The 19,923-nt window shown below is 45.7% G+C and carries 16 protein-coding genes, 1 pseudogene and 1 riboswitch; of the genes and pseudogenes, 6 read left to right on the top strand and 11 right to left on the bottom strand.

From position 1 onward, the window contains the following. Positions 1-181 precede the first annotated feature (181 nt). Positions 182-1,051 carry a hypothetical protein gene (locus IY568_RS13230; protein ID WP_194867826.1) on the top strand — a complete coding sequence of 290 codons (870 nt, stop codon included), beginning with the start codon at positions 182-184 and terminating at the stop codon, positions 1,049-1,051. 106 nt (positions 1,052-1,157) lie between these two features. On the opposite strand, the gene IY568_RS13225 is transcribed toward IY568_RS13230, so the two are convergent. After that, positions 1,158-1,577 (bottom strand): hypothetical protein, encoded by a 420-nt coding sequence (locus IY568_RS13225; protein ID WP_194867825.1) that lies wholly within the window; start codon positions 1,575-1,577, stop codon positions 1,158-1,160. A gap of 461 nt (positions 1,578-2,038) precedes the next feature. Next, positions 2,039-2,121: riboswitch (cyclic di-GMP riboswitch) on the top strand. Positions 2,122-2,514: 393 nt separating this feature from the next. On the opposite strand from IY568_RS13225, the gene IY568_RS13220 reads away from it, so the two are divergent. From IY568_RS13220 to IY568_RS13210, 3 genes are read left to right on the top strand one after another with little or no spacing between them, the layout of a single operon-like run. After that, on the top strand, positions 2,515-4,317 hold the full coding sequence (locus IY568_RS13220) for a cellulose binding domain-containing protein (protein WP_194867824.1): 1,803 nt from the start codon (positions 2,515-2,517) through the stop codon (positions 4,315-4,317). Positions 4,318-4,329: 12 nt separating this feature from the next. Further along, positions 4,330-7,500 (top strand): DUF1592 domain-containing protein, encoded by a 3,171-nt coding sequence (locus tag IY568_RS13215; RefSeq protein ID WP_194867823.1) that lies wholly within the window; start codon positions 4,330-4,332, stop codon positions 7,498-7,500. 30 nt (positions 7,501-7,530) lie between these two features. Next, positions 7,531-8,757 carry a DUF1552 domain-containing protein gene (locus IY568_RS13210; protein WP_138537166.1) on the top strand — a complete coding sequence of 409 codons (1,227 nt, stop codon included), beginning with the start codon at positions 7,531-7,533 and terminating at the stop codon, positions 8,755-8,757. 135 nt (positions 8,758-8,892) lie between these two features. Here IY568_RS13210 and IY568_RS13205 read toward each other — a convergent pair whose 3' ends face one another. The 6 genes and pseudogenes from IY568_RS13205 to IY568_RS13180 all read right to left on the bottom strand — a co-directional run bounded on the left by IY568_RS13205 (position 8,893) and on the right by IY568_RS13180 (position 12,811). Continuing rightward, positions 8,893-9,681, bottom strand: a complete 789-nt coding sequence (locus IY568_RS13205) for a hypothetical protein (RefSeq protein WP_194867822.1) — start codon at positions 9,679-9,681, stop codon at positions 8,893-8,895. Between the two features lie 327 nt (positions 9,682-10,008). Further along, positions 10,009-10,101: pseudogene (locus tag IY568_RS25310) on the bottom strand (type II toxin-antitoxin system YoeB family toxin); the annotation flags it as partial. Between the two features lie 57 nt (positions 10,102-10,158). Further along, positions 10,159-10,413, bottom strand: coding sequence for a type II toxin-antitoxin system Phd/YefM family antitoxin (locus IY568_RS13195; RefSeq protein WP_194867821.1), 255 nt, complete (start codon positions 10,411-10,413; stop codon positions 10,159-10,161). 586 nt (positions 10,414-10,999) lie between these two features. Continuing rightward, positions 11,000-11,422, bottom strand: coding sequence for a hypothetical protein (locus tag IY568_RS13190; protein WP_194867820.1), 423 nt, complete (start codon positions 11,420-11,422; stop codon positions 11,000-11,002). Positions 11,423-11,528: 106 nt separating this feature from the next. After that, on the bottom strand, positions 11,529-12,233 hold the full coding sequence (locus IY568_RS13185) for a hypothetical protein (RefSeq protein WP_194867819.1): 705 nt from the start codon (positions 12,231-12,233) through the stop codon (positions 11,529-11,531). A gap of 374 nt (positions 12,234-12,607) precedes the next feature. Next, positions 12,608-12,811 carry a hypothetical protein gene (locus tag IY568_RS13180; RefSeq protein ID WP_194867818.1) on the bottom strand — a complete coding sequence of 68 codons (204 nt, stop codon included), beginning with the start codon at positions 12,809-12,811 and terminating at the stop codon, positions 12,608-12,610. Between the two features lie 291 nt (positions 12,812-13,102). Here IY568_RS13180 and IY568_RS13175 point away from each other — a divergent pair, with 291 nt between their 5' ends. Next, positions 13,103-13,414 (top strand): hypothetical protein, encoded by a 312-nt coding sequence (locus IY568_RS13175; RefSeq protein ID WP_194867817.1) that lies wholly within the window; start codon positions 13,103-13,105, stop codon positions 13,412-13,414. Positions 13,415-13,683: 269 nt separating this feature from the next. Here IY568_RS13175 and IY568_RS13170 read toward each other — a convergent pair whose 3' ends face one another. The 3 genes from IY568_RS13170 to IY568_RS13160 form a co-directional block, all read right to left on the bottom strand. Further along, complete coding sequence (locus tag IY568_RS13170; RefSeq protein ID WP_194867816.1) at positions 13,684-15,627, bottom strand: RecQ family ATP-dependent DNA helicase; 1,944 nt, start codon at positions 15,625-15,627, stop codon at positions 13,684-13,686. Between the two features lie 285 nt (positions 15,628-15,912). Beyond that, on the bottom strand, positions 15,913-16,386 hold the full coding sequence (locus IY568_RS13165; RefSeq protein ID WP_194867815.1) for a hypothetical protein: 474 nt from the start codon (positions 16,384-16,386) through the stop codon (positions 15,913-15,915). Between the two features lie 149 nt (positions 16,387-16,535). Further along, complete coding sequence (locus tag IY568_RS13160) at positions 16,536-17,156, bottom strand: glutathione S-transferase family protein (protein WP_194867814.1); 621 nt, start codon at positions 17,154-17,156, stop codon at positions 16,536-16,538. A gap of 510 nt (positions 17,157-17,666) precedes the next feature. On the opposite strand from IY568_RS13160, the gene IY568_RS13155 reads away from it, so the two are divergent. After that, complete coding sequence (locus tag IY568_RS13155) at positions 17,667-18,785, top strand: heme-binding protein (protein ID WP_194867813.1); 1,119 nt, start codon at positions 17,667-17,669, stop codon at positions 18,783-18,785. 728 nt (positions 18,786-19,513) lie between these two features. On the opposite strand, the gene IY568_RS13150 is transcribed toward IY568_RS13155, so the two are convergent. Then, complete coding sequence (locus IY568_RS13150) at positions 19,514-19,912, bottom strand: hypothetical protein (RefSeq protein WP_194867812.1); 399 nt, start codon at positions 19,910-19,912, stop codon at positions 19,514-19,516. Positions 19,913-19,923 lie beyond the last annotated feature (11 nt).

Here is a 19,923-nt window from a genome sequence, read left to right as displayed (position 1 = left end):
CTCAAAGTCTGTTTGAGGGTATTAGTTTAAATACTCCTGAATCCCTCGGATAAGTTTAGCAACAATGAATACTTCTGATTGACAGGGCTACAAATTATGATAACTCTACATTATGAATCTCTTTTAAGCAGTAATTGCCATGAAATACAGATGCTTATATGCTATTTTTCTGATGTGCTGTATGTCAGTAACCTATGCGAGTGAGACACAGAACCCTGTTAACCTAAAACAGCTGCACCAGATAATTGAGCAGGCAGAAAGGTTAGTAGTAAAAGACCCAATAAACGCACTGGTGCAATTTGAGTCCGAAAAAAGAGAAGACTTATCAGCTTTGAAAAGCAGCCTGGTAATTGAACGCCCCGAAACAGAGCGACTGTGTTTATGCGTTGGTAGCCCCGTAATTTATTTCTACAAAGGTGATAAAGAGCTAGGAGCTCTATCATATATTAGCGGTAACTATATTCGCTTCTCACACTGGAGCAGTGATGCTTCTGTAGTCAATACAGATAAATTGCTGACCTGGTTTGATGATCGCGGCATGCAGTGGCCACGAAAGATGTTTGATACGCAAAAGAAAGAGCAAGTACAAAACCAGAAAAATGAGCAGCGCTGGCTTGTGGCAATGCCCTCGTCAATCAGAGCAGTCTGGACAGAGACCCTAACCCTTTATGGCACAAGAGATACACAGCGATTGATGACTCCATTCACAGCGTCAATACCAGACAAACGCCTACAGGTCCTGGCTTTACTCGAATGGTATGGCTCCGGCGCTGGACCTTGGTCAGGTTATCCATCCTATGAGGATGTTGCAAGGAAAATGCTGTTTGACTACACAACGGCTAACATCATCTCAATCATTAACTCAACCCAGCTAAATACAGCACAGACAGAAGGGGCAGCCAGGTTTTTTGGAGGTTGGGACTTTTCGCAAAAACGACCCGATGACCTGGAAAAGGTGCCTGATACACTCAAGGAACAATTATGGGAGCACGTATCATCAACAATGGATAAAGATAAACTTGCCAGGGCAAGGCGCGCATTTAAAAAATGACAGTAACTCCAGCACATTCTTTGCAAAGATACTCGTAGTAGCGCCAAAACCAGCTGAAAAATCTTTGCACTGGTGTCTGTTACTTACATTCTGATGCTAATTTAACCTACAACCTTAACCTACTACAGCGAGCCGATGTGACATGGAAGTTGACTATTATATCGGCGAGGTTTTTACCAACTGTCAGGTCCACAATAATTTTTGCCCCGGAGTCTAAGTATTTCTTTAGCACATCGTGCGTACAGACAAAGTTCAGCGTCTTTGCTTTGTATTGGCTTTTCTTTTTTTCATATAATGCGTCGCTTCGGCTAAAGCCTTCAATACCGATATTTAGTGAGCCCACATCTGTTGAGTCATAAAAAGAGAGTAGCTTAGCTTTATCTCCATCTCTAAGGAGCAACTGAGAAACATCCCTTTCAAGCCTGACATGTTCATTCTCACTATTAGTCGCTTTGTATATTATTAAAAGAATCAGCCCCAATGCCACGACAAACACATGTAACAACTGTCTGCTTTTTTGATTCAAAACATATCTCCGGAAAACCTATTAATCATCATCACAAGCGCCCTCAATGAGAAAGCGTATTTATCAGTGACTGAGCTCCACCTTACGCACAGCTTCGCCACATATCACCTGAGTAATTAGGCAAAACTAACCCCTACGCCTCGCGAAGCGTCCCCAATAAAGGCATCATACCAGAATCATCCCTTAGATCTTTAGAAAGGATGTCCATCAATCACAAACAGAAAATATACCATAATCAAATCAAATTTAGGGCTCCCCCCGCTATCTCCTTGCACAATTGAACGACATTGTGCACCTGTCGAAAAATGAGCATAAAGCATTAAATTTAAAGGACTTCATAATAACCAAGAACAAATTCCAAACAGCCTTTTGGCCTTAATTCAGGTGAAATGTGCAAATAATGTGAAAGTTGCAGTGTGGGCTTTGTGATTATTGCAATTTTGGGCTACCTTCCTCAGACAGGCTTAAAATAGCAAACCTTTCGAAAGGAAGGGACGCAAAGCTTCCGGTCTAAGGTGCGTACTAAGATAGCGGGGTTGCTGAATGCCAATGAGTATAAATGAAGCGTAAACCAATTTGCTTAATTAAGTGGGCAACTTTGAGGCGAGAAAATATTGCCGATAACAAGGCGAGAATTTTGATGTTTAGCAGGGCTAAATGAAAAATTTTTAACACAGTTAGCGTCAGATTTGCTCCTTCAAATTGAACACGTATTAAGTGAAATTGGTGTTATGTGCATACTGTTGTTTTGTATGCGCATTGCGTAGCATATCGGTATTCACGCCAATGGCATGAGCTGTCATACCTCCCTCTTTTGGTCTCTCCTCATACCTGAACTTGCTCTTGCTATTGCAGCCTGTTAGCTCTGGTCAACGCTTAACCCGCGAAGAGCAGCAGGGAATTAACATGTCAAATGGCAATGTTTCGGGGAACTTTCATGAGACAACGTAAATACAACACCAGGCAGCACCGGTTTTTAAAAACCAGTCTCTGCTTACTGGCTTTGGGGCACTCCATACACGGCTTGGCTGCGCAATGCGAGTTCAAAGTGAAGAACGAATGGCAAAGCGGTTATACCGCAGAAGTCACCGTATATAACAACACCGATGTCGCTATTGATGGCTGGTCAGTCGGATTAGAGTTTAATCAGGGTGAGTCCATCAATAACGCATGGCGCGCTCAACTGGGCGGCAGCAACCCCTATCAATTTGAGAACCTCAGCTGGAATCGCAAGATTAATCCAAATTCATCCAAGACTTTTGGCTTCAACGTACAAAAAAGTGCCGGGCAAGCCGCGGTTACGCCGAGCTTATCTGGCATTTGTGAGAGCGGCGGGCAGGATGACAATAACGAAGTCAGTGTTGCTATTACGGCGTCTGACACTCAGGCCACGGCACCTGCCACTATCCAGTTCAGCAGTGAAATTGCCAACTCAGCATCAGACAACGTGAGCTATCTGTGGGATTTTGGTAACGGCCAAAACTCAGATGAAATGAGCCCACAACATACTTTTGAGCAGGCGGGTGATTACCAGGTGTCATTAACCATCAACGACGGCACCAATGACTACCAGGCGGCACCGATTGCGCTGTCTATTGAAGAAGCTCAGCCAGAATCAGCACTCTGTCTGTTTGAAGTGGAACAAGAGTGGATCTCGGGCTTTCGCGGCAAGGTCACAATCACCAATACAGAGAGCGTGGCCATTTCAGGCTGGAAAGTACTGATGGAATTTGCCGACAACACTAAACTGACTGGCGTCTGGCATGGCAATCACAGTGGCAGTAATCCGTATGAGATTGTGAACGAGAACTACAACGGCACCATCAACCCGGGTCAGAGTTTGAACTTTGGTTTCAATGCCCAAAAAGCACAAGAAAATGACGCGCCAACAACGCCTTCTCTGGGCGGGTTATGCTCGGTAGACGGCAATATTAATCGCGCTCCCTCAGCTATTGCATCGGCTTCTGTGACAAGCGGCCAGCGTCCTTTAACGGTGAACTTTGATGGCAGTGACTCTTCCGATCCAGACGGGGATGCCTTAACGTACAGCTGGGATTTTGGTAACGGTAATACATCAAACGAGCCAAACCCGGCTTATGTTTTCGATCAAACAGGCACATTTACGGTCAAACTATCGGTCAATGACGGGGTCAATACCACGGTCAGCCAGCCCATTAGCATTCAGGTCGCAGAGCCGGATGTGGCACCCATCATCGGACCATTTGAGTTAAACCCACAAAGCTCCAGCCTTTACTTTGTCTCCACCAAAAAACAGCATGTGGTTGAAGCACACTCCTTTGAAAACCTCAGCGGCAGTATTTCTACGCAAGGGGCTGCAAGGCTCACTTTGGATCTGACCAGCGTCAATACGGGTAACGAAACCCGGGATGGCAGAATGAAGGAGCACCTATTCGATACCAGCTTGTTCCCTGAAGCCGAAGTACTGCTTGCGGTTGATTATGCAGCCCTGTCTGCCATGCCTATCGGTAGCACCGAACAACAGACCGTCACCGCCACAGTGAACCTTACAGGCGTGATAGCCGAAGTGACTACAGACGTGGCAGTTCGCCGACTTACGCACACTAAAGTCATGGTGCAAAGCCTTAAGCCGGTTGTACTGGATGCAACAGATTTTGGCCTGGAGCCAGGCATAGAAACACTGAGAACACTGGCGAATTTATCTGTGATCAGTTACGCGGTTCCCGTGAGCTTTAACCTAGTTTTTGAAGCGCAGGAATAGGAGGGAAAGAAGATGATATTTAATAACTTAACACGATTCTCTACCTTTACTCGTGCAAGCTCAACGGCGCCAGCTATCGCCAAGTTTGCCGTTTGCATGAGTTTAATCGCGAGTGCGCAATTTGCTCAGGCGGCACAGTGTTCATTTACCATTCCGGACAACTGGAACAATGGGTTTAAAACCGAGATAGTCATTGCAAATGACTCAGATCAGAGCATTAACGACTGGTCCCTCGAACTCACCTGGAACCAGGGTATATCCCTGCAAAATGGCTGGAATGGCAATTTCGACTGCAACGACACTGGGTGTACCATCACCTCGCAGGGTCATACCGTCCATGCAAATCAGTCATTTGGGCTGGGCTTTGTTGCCAGTAAAAATGGCCTGAGCGAAGACGTTGCCATCACCCTCAATGGCGATGTGTGCAGCAATTCAGGTCCGACTACGCCCCCGGATGCTGTCACAGAAACGGGCTTATGGGCACTGGACAGTACTGAGTCTTCTCTAAGCTATGTGTCGGTCAAAAAAGACCATGTGGCAGAGCTGAACCAGTTTGTATCGCAAGATAATGCTGCCCCTGCGTTGTCGGGCAGTATTGATGCCGATGGGCGTGTACTCCTGGCAGTCGATTTGAATAGTGTGTCTACCGGTGTGGATATCAGAAACAGCCGGGTCATGGACTTACTGTTTGAAACCGAATTACTGCCAACGGCTTATTTCAGTACTCAGATTGACCCCGCAGTATTGAGCACGCTGGAAGTGGGCAATCCGACGGTTCAAACCGTTACCGGTGAGATGAGCCTGCATGGCGTAAACCAAGAGATGAGCCTGGATGTGTTGGTAGTGAAGCTGGCAACTGGCCATGTTAACGTCAGCACGCTTACGCCGATGATCATCGACAGTAAAACCTTTGATATGGACTATGGTATTGAGGCGCTGCGAGTAGTCGCCAACCTAAGTGGCATTGGTGAGACCGTACCGGTTTACTTTAACCTGACCTTTTTATCAGCCGAGCAAGACAGTTTTGAGCCTGTTGATATGGCGGCTAAACCGGCTGCACCTTCGGAGCTGAGCGCCAGTGTCCTATCGGCCGAAGCTCAGGCGCAATTAAGCTGGTACGACAACAGCAATAACGAAACCAATTATCTGGTGCGATTAAAATCGCTTGATGGCCGCTGGCACACCACCGCAACGCTTGCCTCTAACGCCAGTTATTATGAGTCGGGTTTACCGGAGTCCGGCGAGTTTGATTACAAGGTGATTGCGCTGAGCAACTCAGTGCCCTCCCAGCCGAGTAATATTGCTCGAGTCACAGTCACTGAAACCGACCCCATTGCCCGCGGTATGGAGCTGTACAAAACCAACTGTGCCGGTTGTCATGGTTCTGAAGGCGGCGGTCTGGGTTCATTCCCTGCGCTTAATACCGAACGCGACGTACAGGCCATGATTGATGTGATCACAGCGACTATGCCTTATGGCGCACCGGGCGCCTGTGATGAGCAATGTGCCACGGATATCGCGGCATATCTGCAAACCCTGTGGCCTGCACCATTAACCTGTGATGTGGGTGTCGCGCCTGTGGCATACGGTGCAAGACAGCTGAAAATACTGACCCAAACCGAATATCAAAACACCGTAGAAGACTTACTGGGAGTTGATTTTGAAGTGTCAGACGGCTTGTCGCCGGATTCTCAGGTAGGCTTTTTCATCAATAATACCCATGCCGCTGTGCAGCCTTCTAACTACAGCAACTACCTGCTGGTTGCCGAAGAAATCGCACAATGGGTGGCTGATAATGGCTATTCGCCAGCTTTAAGTTGTGCAGCCATTAATGAAGACTGTGCCAACCGTTTGATTGATGAGTTAGCGCCGCAGATATTCCGTCGACCGCTGACCCAGGATGAAGCAGACAGTTACCGACTGATCGCAACAGGCTTTTTCAACAATAACGACGTTGAAGCGGGCATGCAGTTAGCACTGGAAGGCTTACTGTCTTCGCCGCAGTTTATCTACCGCCATGAATTAGGTGAAGCGAACCCGGATAACTCAGAGCTGGATTACGACGCTTTCGAGCTGACCTCGTGGGAAATGGCCACCTTCCTGTCTTATACCTTTACCGGATCAACACCTGATCAGCTTCTGTGGCAGGCCGCTGAGCGTGATGAGCTGCGTGATGAAGCCCATATCATTGCCCATGCAAACCGCCTTGCTGAGCAAGCCAAGCCCGTGTTGGGTGACTTTGTAGGCAGCTGGTTAGGTACAGGCAGTTTAGAGGTCGCCAGTAAAGATCAGGACCACTACCCGGGCTTTGCCAATCTGGTACCTGCCATGAAAGCGGAGATCAACGAAACCTTCTCCTACATCATGACTCAGCCGGACGAAAAATTTGGCTCGCTATATACAGCCAACTTCACGTTCGTCAACCAGTTGCTGGCCAACCACTACAACATTCCTGGCGTATCGGGTGATGACCTACAAAAAGTAGAGACCACACAGCGTGGTGGCATCTTAGCCAATGGTGCGTTTATGTCGCGCTGGGCAGAAGTAGACGAGTCACACCCTATCTTACGCTCGGTCAGAGTGCGCCGTCGTATGTTGTGTCAGGAGCAGCCCGATCCGCCAGCCGGTACCTTTGAAGCCAGAGAGCAAAGGCTTGCCGAGCTGTCTGACTTGTTGCAAGACCCGACGACCACTAACCGACTTAAGTACCACAGCTTGACCGAAGGCCAGCCTTGTTCAAGTTGCCACGAAAAGTACATCAACCCGATGGGCTTTGGTATGGAAGACTTTGATGCGGTGGGCAACATCCGCAATCAAGACAACAACGGCAATGTGATCAATGCATCGGGCACCCTCTACGCCCCTGAGAAATACGCTCAGGTCAGTGACTTTGTGCCATTCAATGGCACTAAACAGTTAGGTGCTGTAATAGCTGACCTGTCTTCTGCTCAAAGCTGCTTACCACAGCAAATGTTCCGCTATGTAATGGGTGTGGGTCATGACTCAATCGACCCGACGAGTGAAGAAGACAAGCGCCTGTCTCAGACAGAGCAAGTCGGTTATATGTGTGAAATCGACACACTGACCAACACCATGATGCAGGAAAGCCCGAGAGCCATGCTGGAGAAATTTGGTTCACTCAAGTCGGTGCGTTATCGCAAAGCCTGGTCCAGAAGCGAGTAATGCGGGTCACAACATTAAGAGGTTAGTAACATGAAAAAAGAGCATTTAAATAACATGGCGATATCGCGCCGCAGCTTATTAAAAATGTTTATGGCGTCGGGTATTTCGACCGCCCTGATCCGCACATCACCGCTGGTATCAGGACTACTTTTCGCACGACATGCCGATGCGATGGACGCCGGGCTGCCCAATAAAACCGTGTCTATTTATATTCCGGGCGGGTCTATCTCCTCGCTTTGGAACCCCACGGGCAGTGGTGAAAGCATGCAATTGGGCGTGATGTCGGCAGGCTATGAGCCGGTCAAAACCGAATGTAACTTTATGGTCAACATGGCCCACTCCAATGCAGGCCATGGCCGAATGCCAGTACTGCTCGCTCAGAACTGGGGCGGTGACAGTTACGACGTCACTATGGGTAATGCACTGGGCCCGAACCTGCCATTTCGCTATCTGAACTTAGGCGTTCACAGTAATGGTCAGGGCCATTTAACCAAAGACAACCGTAACCATTTGCCGTTCCAGGAAAACCCCTTCACCGTGTATAAAATGGTGTTTGGCGGCGCCCAGGGCAGCAACAGTAAAACGCCTATCATGAATGCGCATATGTCGGCAGCCAACGCGATTAAAAACAGGCTTGCAGGCTACGAAATACAGCGCATGAACGATCATCTCGATGCCATTGCAGACACCCAACGACGTTTGGATGAGCTCTCTGGCGGTACCTCCTGTGGCATTGCCCCCGATGACACAGAGTTCCCATTGACCTTTGATACCTTCAGCCAGCAGGCCAGGCTACAAGCAGACATTGCCGTGGCAGCTTTGCAATGTAACCTGACCAGCTCGGTGTCACTGGCCTTTGGTAACCACCAGTCAGAGTTCCGTATTCCTGAGCTGAACTTCCAGGGACATTATCACAACGCCATCCACGGTGGCAGTAACGGCCAGCCAAACTACCCGTACTACACCGAAATGCGCAGCCACCTGGGCAGCCTGAGCGCCTATTTGATCCAAAAGCTCAAAGCAGCCGGCATCTTAGACAGCACAGTGGTACTAGAAACCACCGACATGGGCCATGCAGACAAACACTCTGCCAACCCTTGCGCCTATCTAATCGCCGGTGGCGGCGCCCGCATCAACCGAGGCGTAGTCAGCGACATCGGCTCTGGCTACAACCAGCACGATGTACTGCACACCGCAGCTAAAGCGTGTGGCGTAGACCTTGGGTTTGGTAAGGAAATTCCGGGGGTGATTGTTTAGGTGAAAGTTTTGGTAACTGCTATTTAGTGAGTAGTTTTGGTTTATAGATAATCAAGACAGCAAAGCCCCTTTTTAGGGGCTTTTTTTGTGGGTATTGATAGCGAAGTGTGACAAACCGCCATCGCTATACTCACACTACATTCTCGTCGCTCCAGACAGTCGACTATAAGGCATGTCGTGGTAAACAGACACTAGTTCCTTAAATAAAGATGACAAGGCACCTGCATCAAGGTCAGCTTGTTTGCTAGACACTATGATCTTGAGATATCGAGGCTCCTCATTTTCATTCTGTGGCTTGAGGATATCTTCATAAAGTAATACTAGTTTTGCATTGTCTTTGTATTTCATAAATTCAAATCGAGACTTAGACGTTTTAGACCCAAGTTCACTGTTTTTGAAAATCCCTCGAGAATAGTAAGAACCATCAACAGTTAGCGATTTATTTAGCAAGCTATCCATTGATGATAGTTGCAGCTCTTGTAAATCAGATAAATCAAGGCGGCTTCCTCGACTAGCTTGTTCATATTTATAATTCATTTCATAGCCAGCTACATCAATTGCATCATCCTCATAGCTGATCTCAACCCGTAACTCTGTGTTTTGAGAGCCAAATCTTAACAACCCTTTCTCATTTTTCTTGAAGTCACCGGCCAGGTAATAGACATATTGCCCCATTGGAGTAACTTCCCAAAAAAGGCCATCATAAACTGCAACCTCTTTGTCATGTGGTTTAAAGTCACTGTAAACCGGAATTTTACCCAACGAGCCTATGTAACTGACAGGTTTAATATCGTGGTAACTCAGGCTTGCCAGATGCTCATTCGGTTTAACACCAACTTTTACAAAAGTCGCTTTTGAGCTGTGTTCCGTGGAATTGCACGCGGAGAGAAATAAGATGAACGAAAAAATAGTTATTAAACGCAAAGGATATATCCTGTAGATTTCCTGACGATGCACGTACTAAAGTGAACACACTCCTAGAGACTGGAATAAGAACACTCATGCGTCGACTAGATTTTATTTATTAACAGCAGGAATTTATCACTATATCAATATAGGAACAAGCCTCCTTTAATCACGTTCAGAGCCTGTGATATTTGACTTTGTGGAGTCTACCGCACCTAAAGACGACCTGAATAAGAACAGGTACAATTTGGGTTAATGCCCAGCTGCTCGCAAATGCCGAAACCTAGAAATTGACGCCATAGCCCCTTGTTAGTCGCCCGACGATGAAGCCTGTTTGTGTCATTAGCTTTCTCTTAGTGGCTCAGGTTCACCTATTCCCTCATCAAATGACGGACGTTTAATATCATTAATCAGGTTATTGATACGTTTTCTTGTCCTGAGTTTGTCAATACAAATAGTCACCCTAGGTATTATCAGACCAGCAAACGCTGGCTACTACCCATCAATTAACTCTCGTTCTGTTGCTTTGCCAGCACGATACTGCGCTATGGAACGACTTAAATGCTTTGCATTTTTGGACGAACGAAGCAGATGAACTGTTTCAACACGGCTATTGAAATAATCCAGGGACATAGCTACTGCATCTTCCGAGTCACGGCGTGTAAAGACGGAGTTGTCTACATCATTAACGACACCGTCTAAAGCCGCTTTTAAACAATTTTTGACTTCAGCAGAAGATACGATTTTCATAAGAGTCCCCACATATACAATTAATGGAGCAGGTAAAGCCTCATTGCTTTAACTTGTGTTGAAAATTGGACATGAAGGATTGGTAATGGAACTAACGACTCAACCAGAAGCGTCCGAATGCGATCGGCAGGATTAACTTGCTAAAGGCCGAATTCTTGCTCAGGAATTTGTTTCATGACAAATAAGAACCAGGCGGGCACTCAACCAAAATTAGTGCGCGGAAGATACGGTAGGTTCAACTTGGAAGTACACCTACTTTTTAGTGGATGTCCACAGAACTTATTGGCTAACGTGTGCACCAATATATGCCTATTCATCTGACAAAAAAGATATTGCATACGACGCGCTGTTATTTTCTTTCTCACAGATGTTTTCCATAATACCCAGCTCAAAAGATGCGCGTTCAGAGTCATCAGCTGCATTGTATGGGACTTTGGTTAATGACAAGCTGGTTGTCGACATACCTCACGCAGTGTTTGCTGTAGCAGGATTTCAATCACTCGCATCAATAGCACTGGTCTTTTTGATTGGCCTGGCATTACGCAATAGGTTTAGAATATAGGGATAGTGCCGTTGACTTGGCTTGTTAGGTAACCTTACCCACACTTTTTAAATGTAAAACAACATGAAAAATGCCAATTAATAAAGGGCATATAAAAATATAAAAAAACAAATAAGCCGCTGCATCATCGTGAAGGTTAGGCTGATTGTAGCTGCCATTAAATAGCCACAAAGAAGCAACTAATAAAGAAGCGACGCCACACAAAAGAAACCAAAACCTTTTACGATAAGAGATTTTCAAACCCCAACATACTGAAGTAGAGCCAACAAAGCCTAATATGCCCATAACGCCAAGCGTCACAAAAGCAATTGCCATAGGGAATGCTTTATCGAATAAACTGAGTGCGCCCAAAAAAACACCTAAACACGCTAACGCAACCAATATCAACGATGGTACCCAGCCAATTATGATTGAAATACCAATTATGAGTTGATTGCGGAATTCCATTGGTTACCTAACGCTTGCCGTAAACGGCACAAGATCGCAGGCTAAAATTAGCTACGAAGGAGCACAAGCCTGCTGTTTTGCGCCCCTTGATTAAAGCGTTTGTTAACTACAAAAAGATTCCCATTACTTTTTTATTTTCTGGGTTCACTAATATTCTTATTTCTTTTGCTTCATAACCTTGACTATGCACTTGGTAGACGAGTTCAAAGTGATAGGGAAGATTATCTACTTCATAATATGCTAGTTTTAAAACTGGTTTAACAACAAACTCTCCAGAAACACTTTTGGTAAGCTCAGATAAAAGCTCCTCGAAGTTATCTCTAGTAATCAACGACTTCAATCTGGCATCAGTGTGGTCATATAACTCTAAGCTATTGCCAGAAAAAATCTCTTTTACAAACTTTGCTTTACTTTTTGATTCGGATTCTAAAATATCAACATGCTCAATTTGAAATTGACTTATGTGGTTGTAAATTTGAGATATTTTACCTTTTAACACTTCCATTTCTGAAACATCAAAAGTAGCTTTATCAAATTTTAAAATATATGTAATCGCTCCATTTGCAAAAGATGCCGGATAAAAATCTATAGCACCTAACCTTGCAACATCCGTGATATCCAATGACTTTAAAATATAACGATTATCGAACGAAGATAACAGATTAAAATGCTCTTTGTTACGAATCTCATCAAAGCCAGTGTTAACAACTACTTTGTGAGCTTCCTTTACTTTTGCAGAACAACCAAAATCCAGTTGTGTTAAAACGAATACAACAAAAAGTACGATTAAAATTTTAATCAATTTATTCATTAATTTTCACTCATTGACCTAGGTAGGTCACAATTTGTAGCTAACGCCTGTTAACAGGCAATAAAATAGTTGGTTAAAATAAGCGAAAAAGGAACACAAGCCAACTGTTTTGTGTCCTTTGTTTAACGGCCTTGTTAGCCCTGCCAACCACTACCAATGCGCTCAATTAACAGGGTATCATTTATGACACCTCGAATAGGATACTCCATCTGTTTAGCTGATAACTCTCCAACTCGAACTTCCTTTTCGCCATCCCATAGCCACCAGACCTCAACAATACCCGACTTGTTTGCGACACCTGCTCGAAAAGTAGGAAAGTCTTGATATTCATCTTTAATTGCTATATTACCAATGACTCTAACAATTCCACGAGCTCAGGCTGCAGACAATGGGAAGAAAGTTGTGAATTGATGTTTTGTAGACAACAGTTCAGCGATATCTCCCACTTTTTGACTAATCTGGAAAACACGTAGCAAGGAACCATGCTGTTTATTCTTATGGGTATATTGAGCATAACCTGTTCCATTATTCGGTAATGGAATCTCAATAATGTCACCTAATTTTGGACGTTTACTCATAATTTCCTAGGAAGGGCTAACAATTTATTCTACCCCATTATGTCTAATGGATGCTTTATCCGGACACCCACCCCAATTTTTGGTAACTCTCCTACAGCTGAAACCAACCCGGTACTCGCCTGTAATCACAAACTAACAAAAATTGTCCATAATAAATAAGAAGTTTGTTAGATTGCTCTAAGGCACGCAGTTACAGGCTGACATGAAGGCACAGCCAGCGCTCACTCGTCGCAATGCTAAACAAAGCACTTTGTATCGTTAGCAAATATATTAAACACTAAAGGAAGCTCTATGAAAGCGTTATTACCAGTTCTACTTGTTTTGTTCCCTGTATTGGCAAATGCGGCGGATATCAACTGTAAAGGCAAAGTCACTTGGGTGATGGACTATCCTCAGCAATGTAATGGCAACACTGCATTCAGGACAAGCGGCTCTAATGGCAAGTGGATTTGTCCGCCGTCGGACAAAGGTAACGCCATTGTTTTGGCAGCACTCGCGGCAGGTAAAAGCATAGAAGTTTACATTGATGATAAAAATGGCTCCATTAGCTGCTCGTCACTTCCTGATTATGTGAGCGCCAGATACATAATCATTAACCCCTAAATTCTGAGTCATTACGCAGTGTCTGGGGTGACGCTGGGGCTTGTGAGTTCGGTTGCAACGGGGTGTTACTGCATCGTACGTTGGCATATCCCGGCTCACAAGCGTCCGGGATGACGGTGGTGGATGTCAGTTTTGAAAAAGAAATGCTAGTTTTGAAGTAGAAGTTCGGCCGGATCAGGTTTGACTGCCAGGTCGGAACTCATTCATACACTGTTTCGCTTTGATTTTGGTGCTTTCTGATAAAAATGCGCTACATCATGGATTCGCCATTACACCCCAAAACCTAATTGCTGTACTTTACTCAAAACCTGTTGATAGCGAATGTCTGCGCAGCTGCCAAACCCGGAGCGTTGTCTGAATTTTGAAGACGTTGCCAAAGGCGAGGTCATGCCGGTTAGGAATCGGGTCAGTATTGCCAGGCTTGGCGTAACGCCAATTTGGGTCAAATGCTGTTTTAGCGCATTTAAGTCGCTTCGTAATGTGTCGTCCGAGGGAAATTCTGTCTGCTTAGACTGGGTTAATTGTGCAACCTGGCCTCGGCACGCTGAGCAGTGTCCGCATTGCTCTGGGGCATTTTCATCATCAAAATAACGCGCTAAGTTGTAACTCAAACACGTATTTAACTCAAAAAAGCGCAGCATGGCGGCGATGCGTTTAACCTCAGCTTGCTCCTTCTCTAAAAAATAATCGGCAAGCTCTTTGGCCAAATTAGGCTCTGCCAGCTTGGTTTCGTCTACCTGATAAACCTGCATCATGCGTTTTGACTCAAGCTCAATGTGCCCTTGCTCATGCAAGTAGTCCAGTGCCGCTACAATTCGATTTCTGTCGTGCCCTAGTTGCACTAAGGCCTGAATATCAACGGTGCCCCACACTTTCTTAAATTGCGTATTGGCAATTATCTGCTGGATAAATTGCTGACGGTTCGCATCGAACATGCTGATGACGTCCTGCTCTGTGCGTAACCACTTGAATCTAAAGTCGGCGTAAAAGGCGTATTTGGCCTCAATTACGCCTTTGAGTTCGAGCTGCACCAACAAGGTTTTTAATGCCAGCAATCGGATATTGCTGACTTTAGAGGCGCTGAGCTCCTGCATTTCCCATAACCCCTGCTGTTGCTGCGACTGAATTTCATCAATCAGTGCCTGAATGCTGGCTTGCTCTGGGGTGTCGGCGTAAACAAAGTTCTCAAGCGTCGCAACGCCATCTAAGTTAGCAAGGGTAATGCATTCAGAAAATTGCCCGTCGCGCCCTGCGCGGCCTATCTCCTGGCTGTAATTCTCTATCGATTTTGGCAGATCGTAGTGCACCACAAAACGAATATCGGATTTGTCTATGCCCATACCAAAGGCAATCGTGGCAACGATCACTTGTTTGTGATTGTTCATGAAGTCGTTTTGGATACTCTGACGAAGGCTGTCATCCAGTCCGGCATGATAGGCGGCAGCGTTTACGCCCGCTGCCTGCAATTGCTTAGCCACATGCTCAGCCTGTTGTTGCAGCGTGACATACACAATGCCTGCGCCAGCTTGTTGCTTTAAATAGCCAATTAGTGCCTGCACTTTTTGCTCTTCCGGATAGGCATATACACTTAAATCCAGGTTGGCGCGATAAAAGCCCGTTTGCACGATATGCTCGGGTTTTATATCAAACCGGTTCGCCATGTCGCGCTTTACTTTTTTGGTCGCGGTGGCGGTGAGCAGCAGCACTAATGGAATGTTTAACTCATTACGATAGTCGGGTAGCTTAAGGTAATCGGGCCTGAAATTGTGACCCCATTCAGAGATACAGTGCGCTTCATCAACCACCAGCATAGAAACAGGCACTTGCTTGATGAATTCTCTGAAACGTTCGTTCTTAAATCGCTCAACCGAGATCATCAGCACTTTAATGCTGCCATTTCTGACATTTTGCATCACAGACTGACTTTGCTCTCGAGTTAACGTTGAATCTAAACTGGCCGCATTGATATTTTTGCTGTGTAAAAACTCCAGCTGATCTTTCATGAGCGCCAGCAGAGGCGAAATAACTAAGGTTAAATTGGGGAGCTGCAAGGCCGTCAGCTGATAACACAAAGATTTACCAGAGCCGGTTGGGAAAATTGCGAGGCTAGAGTGACCGTTAACCAGCTGTGTGACAGTTTGTTCCTGGCCAGGTCTGAATGCTGAAAAGCCAAAGCGCTGCGATAAGGTCTGGTGGATCACCGATTCGTTCATGATGCAAAATTCCGTGTTAACAACTGTCGTGTAAGATAACACAATACTGATCTCCAGTAATACCTAACCAGTTTGACGGGTTGGATAGCAACTGAGTTACGGCGGGGTTGGTAGGGTTCGCGACTAAAAGGAACCACAGTATTGCTGGCCAGTAGATCCCGGCTCGCAAGCGTCCGAGATGACAGTGGGGTGTGTATGTTCGGATGCAACGGTGCACCACTGTGCCACACGTTGGTAAATCCCAGTTCACAGACATTCAGAAGACAGGAGTGGATATCCAACTCCCTAACCTCTGTGCTCGTACCTCTTAAGCATAACCTCTGTCATTAAAAAATACTCTGTGATTGACTCTTGCTCTCCATATACAATTTGCTTTTCGACCTTTGAAAACGGAAACATAATAAAATCAGGACGAATTTCAAGCGCGGGAACCCCTTCGATTATTACCCAACTACCACCATATTTCCTTAATAGAGCCTCACCTAAATACGAACCCAAAGTATCGACCAAAGTAAGGTCCTGATTACGATTAATAAATCCATCCAACCATTTAACAGATCTTTCAGAGTAATCAAATTCAAAATCTACTAACTTTGACATGGAAGAAACAACAAGCTTTGCATTCTCTTTGAGTTTAAACTCCAATTCTGAATTCATAGCCTCAGGGACAAGCTCAACGCTACTGGTTGATTGCACACCAGACGTCTGACAGCCTAAGATAGGCAAAATTAAAATAAACAATAATAGAATCTTCGACATTTCTTATTCCAAATAATAAAAATCTAGGCACGTATACGTATTAGAATTCAACACCGCGCAAGCGCCTTACTTAACTAATGCAGTGTTAGCAAGCTTTGCCAGACCCCTCCATAAATTCAGGCTTGTAGAGCAAAGGTGCTAAGCTGCCCCTATGGTTTTTTTAATGTGCAATGCTCGCGGTTATAGAGTCGATCCATATACTCATTGATGTTCGGAAAGTCATCCAGCAACTTTTGCTCTTGTCCCCAGCACAAGGTGTATGCAAGTACGATATCTGTAACCGAGAATTGGTCGTCAACCAGGTAGTCGTACCGGGAAAAGTGCTTTTCTAACGCTGTGGCCGATTTTTTATACAGCATGTTATTTTGCGGGACAATTTCCCGAACGTGTTGCTCTGCTGGTAAAACAAAATCCATTGAGTTGATCTCGGTTGACTGTACAAAAGGCTCCAGCTCACTCAATGTAAAACAAACCCATTGATTATGCAGGTTTCTCGACCAACTTGAAGGCGCTGCTATCAACTTCTTATCTGGCACTAGATCGGCTATCGCCGTGACAATGGCCGCTGACTCAAAAAGAGGCTGTCCATTGATTAATACCGCGGGTAACTTGCCCAATGGGTGAATATTTAACAGCTCCGTAGACTTAAATATCTCTACTCCGTTTTGCACTGACTCGAATGTTAGCCCTGCCTCAAGCAATGCCCAGCGTACCCGGGCAGACCTTGTCGGGCCTAGTTCAAACAATTTGATACTAATCTCTTCAACCATAATCGCTAGTTAGTTTATTTATCCGAAGTTGTAATGATTTTGCTGCTTACTACTTACGACCTTACAGCAGGGTACCTGGTAGCATACCCATAATAAAAACAAATGGCTAAGTGTTTACTACAAAGTGGTTTGTCAGGTACTTGACCAGAAGGAACTTCTGCATTGCAGGTTAGCCGCTCCCTGCTCGCAAGCGTCCGGATGACAGTGGAGTTTGTTACGTTCAGCTCAACAAAGAGCTCGGACCCTTACGAATCAATCCACTATCAATAAACGTAAAGCCGCTTTTTATCCAAGCTCTACAGAGGGCTTATGCATAACAGAAACCATATAAAAAGCAAGCACTCACAAACAACACTTCATGTAATCTGAGCAACACAGATCATGCATACCTGCCGAACGTTATTTTTGTGTAATAGGATGTAATAAAATTTGGGAAACCTTGCTGATACACTCAAAGACTGTTGAAAAATTAATCTACCGATAATTTTTGCACAGCAAGGAAAGTAAACCATGAGTAAGCAAGACCCCATTGCGCAATTACAAATTGAAATTGCGCAACTTCAATCAGCATTTGAAGATCTGAGCAAACACTGTTCTGAAACCAATACCCACGGCGCCATATTACGCTGCGCTTCATGCATCCCTCAGCAGCTTAACTGCACAGACAAGCCCACTAACCCGCAACAGCCGAATTTTGTGCCAGATTTTAATGTGCCGCTCATTGCAGCCGGTGGTGGCGATCAAAACTGTGAGATCCTTGAAAAGCTCGGGCCATTGGCCGGGTTAATTGGGACCTGGGTTAGCACACGATACGGGGGATTTAATGTTATGCCGATCCCGCAAGATAATGCCCCGAATGGCTTCATCTTAAAAAATATCCCCTACTACGAGGTCATGACCTTTAGCGCGATTCAGGGCAAAGTGGCTAACCGGGCGGGTAATTACGAGCAAGATGCCTACACCATTTTTTATTCGCAACGGGTATTTTTTGCCGATGGCCCGCAAAAAGATGAGCTCGTCCATGCTGAAAATGGCAGTTGGTTACATCAGGTGATTGCACCTCAGGGGCAAGGTACCCTGAACAAGAAACCCTGGGTGCCGGATACCCCCGATCCGCTCCCGATGCAAGCACCGGACCTGACTATTGTAAAACAAGTGTCTGTACCGCATGGAAATTCAATTTTGGCTATTGGAGGGCACGATTGCTTCAAAGGTGCGCCCAGCATTCCTGTTGCCAACGCCCTGCCCACGGCTGGCGGTGCAAGCTTTAAAGTCCCTTATGGTCCTGATATTCCTGAAAACCCCAATGTGAACCCCAACATTGTTCTGCAAGTTGCTTTAGACAGTCTTTACCAGCAAGGCATAGGCGTAATCGACACCACAGTGCTGGATGTCGATACGCAAGCCGACGGCAATATCGCCAACACGCCCTTTATGCAAACGCACTCCAATGTGCCTCGTTTCAAAACCACTATGTGGTTAGAGCGACTATCCAATGGCCAGAATATGCTGCAGTACAGTCAGGATATTACGCTGGACTTTAGTTTAATAAACGGCAAAGACCCCAGCAAACGAAGCCGTTACATGTTTCCACACATAACGGCCAACACCCTGTTTAAAGTGCAATAAGTTCCCTATTGCAATGTGATGAATGTGTCTTTTAAAGACATGCTGTTTGCCACTTATGACATGTGCGGCAAGCAACAAACCTAGGTTGTTTTTGGTACTCGATACCAAATAACACAATAAACTTAACTTAAGGAAAGTATGATGAGCGAACAAGCTATCAAAGAACTTCAGTTACAGGTAACTGAGCTCACCTCAAAGTCAAAGCACTAGAAGCACGCTGTAACCCGTCTGGCATTGCCGACTGTGCTGTATGTTACTACTGCACACCTTGTGCTCCATGTGCCGCACCAACAATCCTGTGTGTCCCGTGCACTACCACACTATGTGCAACCTGTGCACCTGTTGGTACTAGCTATCAGCCGCTGGGCCCACCTACCCCCTGTGTAGCCTGCATACAATGTGAGACGACCCATAAGTGTGTAACCTGTGAGCCAGTTACTAACTGTGTCACTTGCTATCCCTGCATTGTTAATTTCTGTGCGCTCTGTCAACCGGGCCAGACTCTGCAATGTCAGCAATGTGCACCTGTCACTCAATGTGATACTTGCTACCCTTGTATTGTTAACTTCTGTCAGCAATGCACTCCAATCACGCAATGCGTCTACTGCTATCCATGTACCGTTACCCTCTGTCAACAATGTGAGTCTGTCACTCAGTGTGATACTTGTTATCCATGTATTGTGACTTTCTGTGTTATGTGCCAGCCGGGTCAAAACGGGCAATGCCAGCTATGTGCCACCAGAAAGTGCGAAACCTGTTATCCGTGCATCGTTAACTTCTGCCAGCAGTGCCAGCCGGTTACCAAGTGTGACACCTGTTACCCATGCACCGTGAATTTCTGCGCTTTGTGTCAAACGGAACAAAAGGCACATTGCCAGCAGTGTGCACACATCACCAAATGTGATACCTGCTACCCCTGTGTGGTGAACTTCTGTGCGCAGTGTTATCAGTGTGCGTCTCAATGTGTGCAATGCGCTCAACAGTGTCTTCAATGCACTTATCATTGTGCTCAGTGCACCCAACAATGTGTGCAGTGTGCTCATCAATGTCTTCAATGCACCCACCAGTGTTTGCAGTGTACCCATCAATGCGTTCAGTGTACCCAGCAGTGTTTGCAGTGTACTCATCAATGCGTTCA

This window comes from Pseudoalteromonas sp. PPB1 (assembly GCF_015356275.1).
Taxonomy (GTDB): domain Bacteria; phylum Pseudomonadota; class Gammaproteobacteria; order Enterobacterales; family Alteromonadaceae; genus Pseudoalteromonas; species Pseudoalteromonas rubra_D.
Note: the sequence above shows the minus strand (reverse complement) of the source record. Positions and strands in the feature narration are given on the sequence as shown.

Excerpts from the sequence above, each read along its gene's own strand:
- IY568_RS13230 (WP_194867826.1), top strand. The coding sequence starts at position 182 with ATGTCAGTAACCTATGCGAGTGAGACACAGAACCCTGTTAACCTAAAA.
- IY568_RS13220 (WP_194867824.1), top strand. The coding sequence starts at position 2,515 with ATGAGACAACGTAAATACAACACCAGGCAGCACCGGTTTTTAAAAACC.
- IY568_RS13215 (WP_194867823.1), top strand. The coding sequence starts at position 4,330 with ATGATATTTAATAACTTAACACGATTCTCTACCTTTACTCGTGCAAGC.
- IY568_RS13210 (WP_138537166.1), top strand. The coding sequence starts at position 7,531 with ATGAAAAAAGAGCATTTAAATAACATGGCGATATCGCGCCGCAGCTTA.
- IY568_RS13195 (WP_194867821.1), bottom strand. The coding sequence starts at position 10,413 with ATGAAAATCGTATCTTCTGCTGAAGTCAAAAATTGTTTAAAAGCGGCT.
- IY568_RS13190 (WP_194867820.1), bottom strand. The coding sequence starts at position 11,422 with ATGGAATTCCGCAATCAACTCATAATTGGTATTTCAATCATAATTGGC.
- IY568_RS13185 (WP_194867819.1), bottom strand. The coding sequence starts at position 12,233 with ATGAATAAATTGATTAAAATTTTAATCGTACTTTTTGTTGTATTCGTT.
- IY568_RS13180 (WP_194867818.1), bottom strand. The coding sequence starts at position 12,811 with ATGAGTAAACGTCCAAAATTAGGTGACATTATTGAGATTCCATTACCG.
- IY568_RS13175 (WP_194867817.1), top strand. The coding sequence starts at position 13,103 with ATGAAAGCGTTATTACCAGTTCTACTTGTTTTGTTCCCTGTATTGGCA.
- IY568_RS13170 (WP_194867816.1), bottom strand. The coding sequence starts at position 15,627 with ATGAACGAATCGGTGATCCACCAGACCTTATCGCAGCGCTTTGGCTTT.
- IY568_RS13165 (WP_194867815.1), bottom strand. The coding sequence starts at position 16,386 with ATGTCGAAGATTCTATTATTGTTTATTTTAATTTTGCCTATCTTAGGC.
- IY568_RS13160 (WP_194867814.1), bottom strand. The coding sequence starts at position 17,156 with ATGGTTGAAGAGATTAGTATCAAATTGTTTGAACTAGGCCCGACAAGG.
- IY568_RS13155 (WP_194867813.1), top strand. The coding sequence starts at position 17,667 with ATGAGTAAGCAAGACCCCATTGCGCAATTACAAATTGAAATTGCGCAA.
- IY568_RS13150 (WP_194867812.1), bottom strand. The coding sequence starts at position 19,912 with ATGAGTACACTGCAAACACTGCTGGGTACACTGAACGCATTGATGGGT.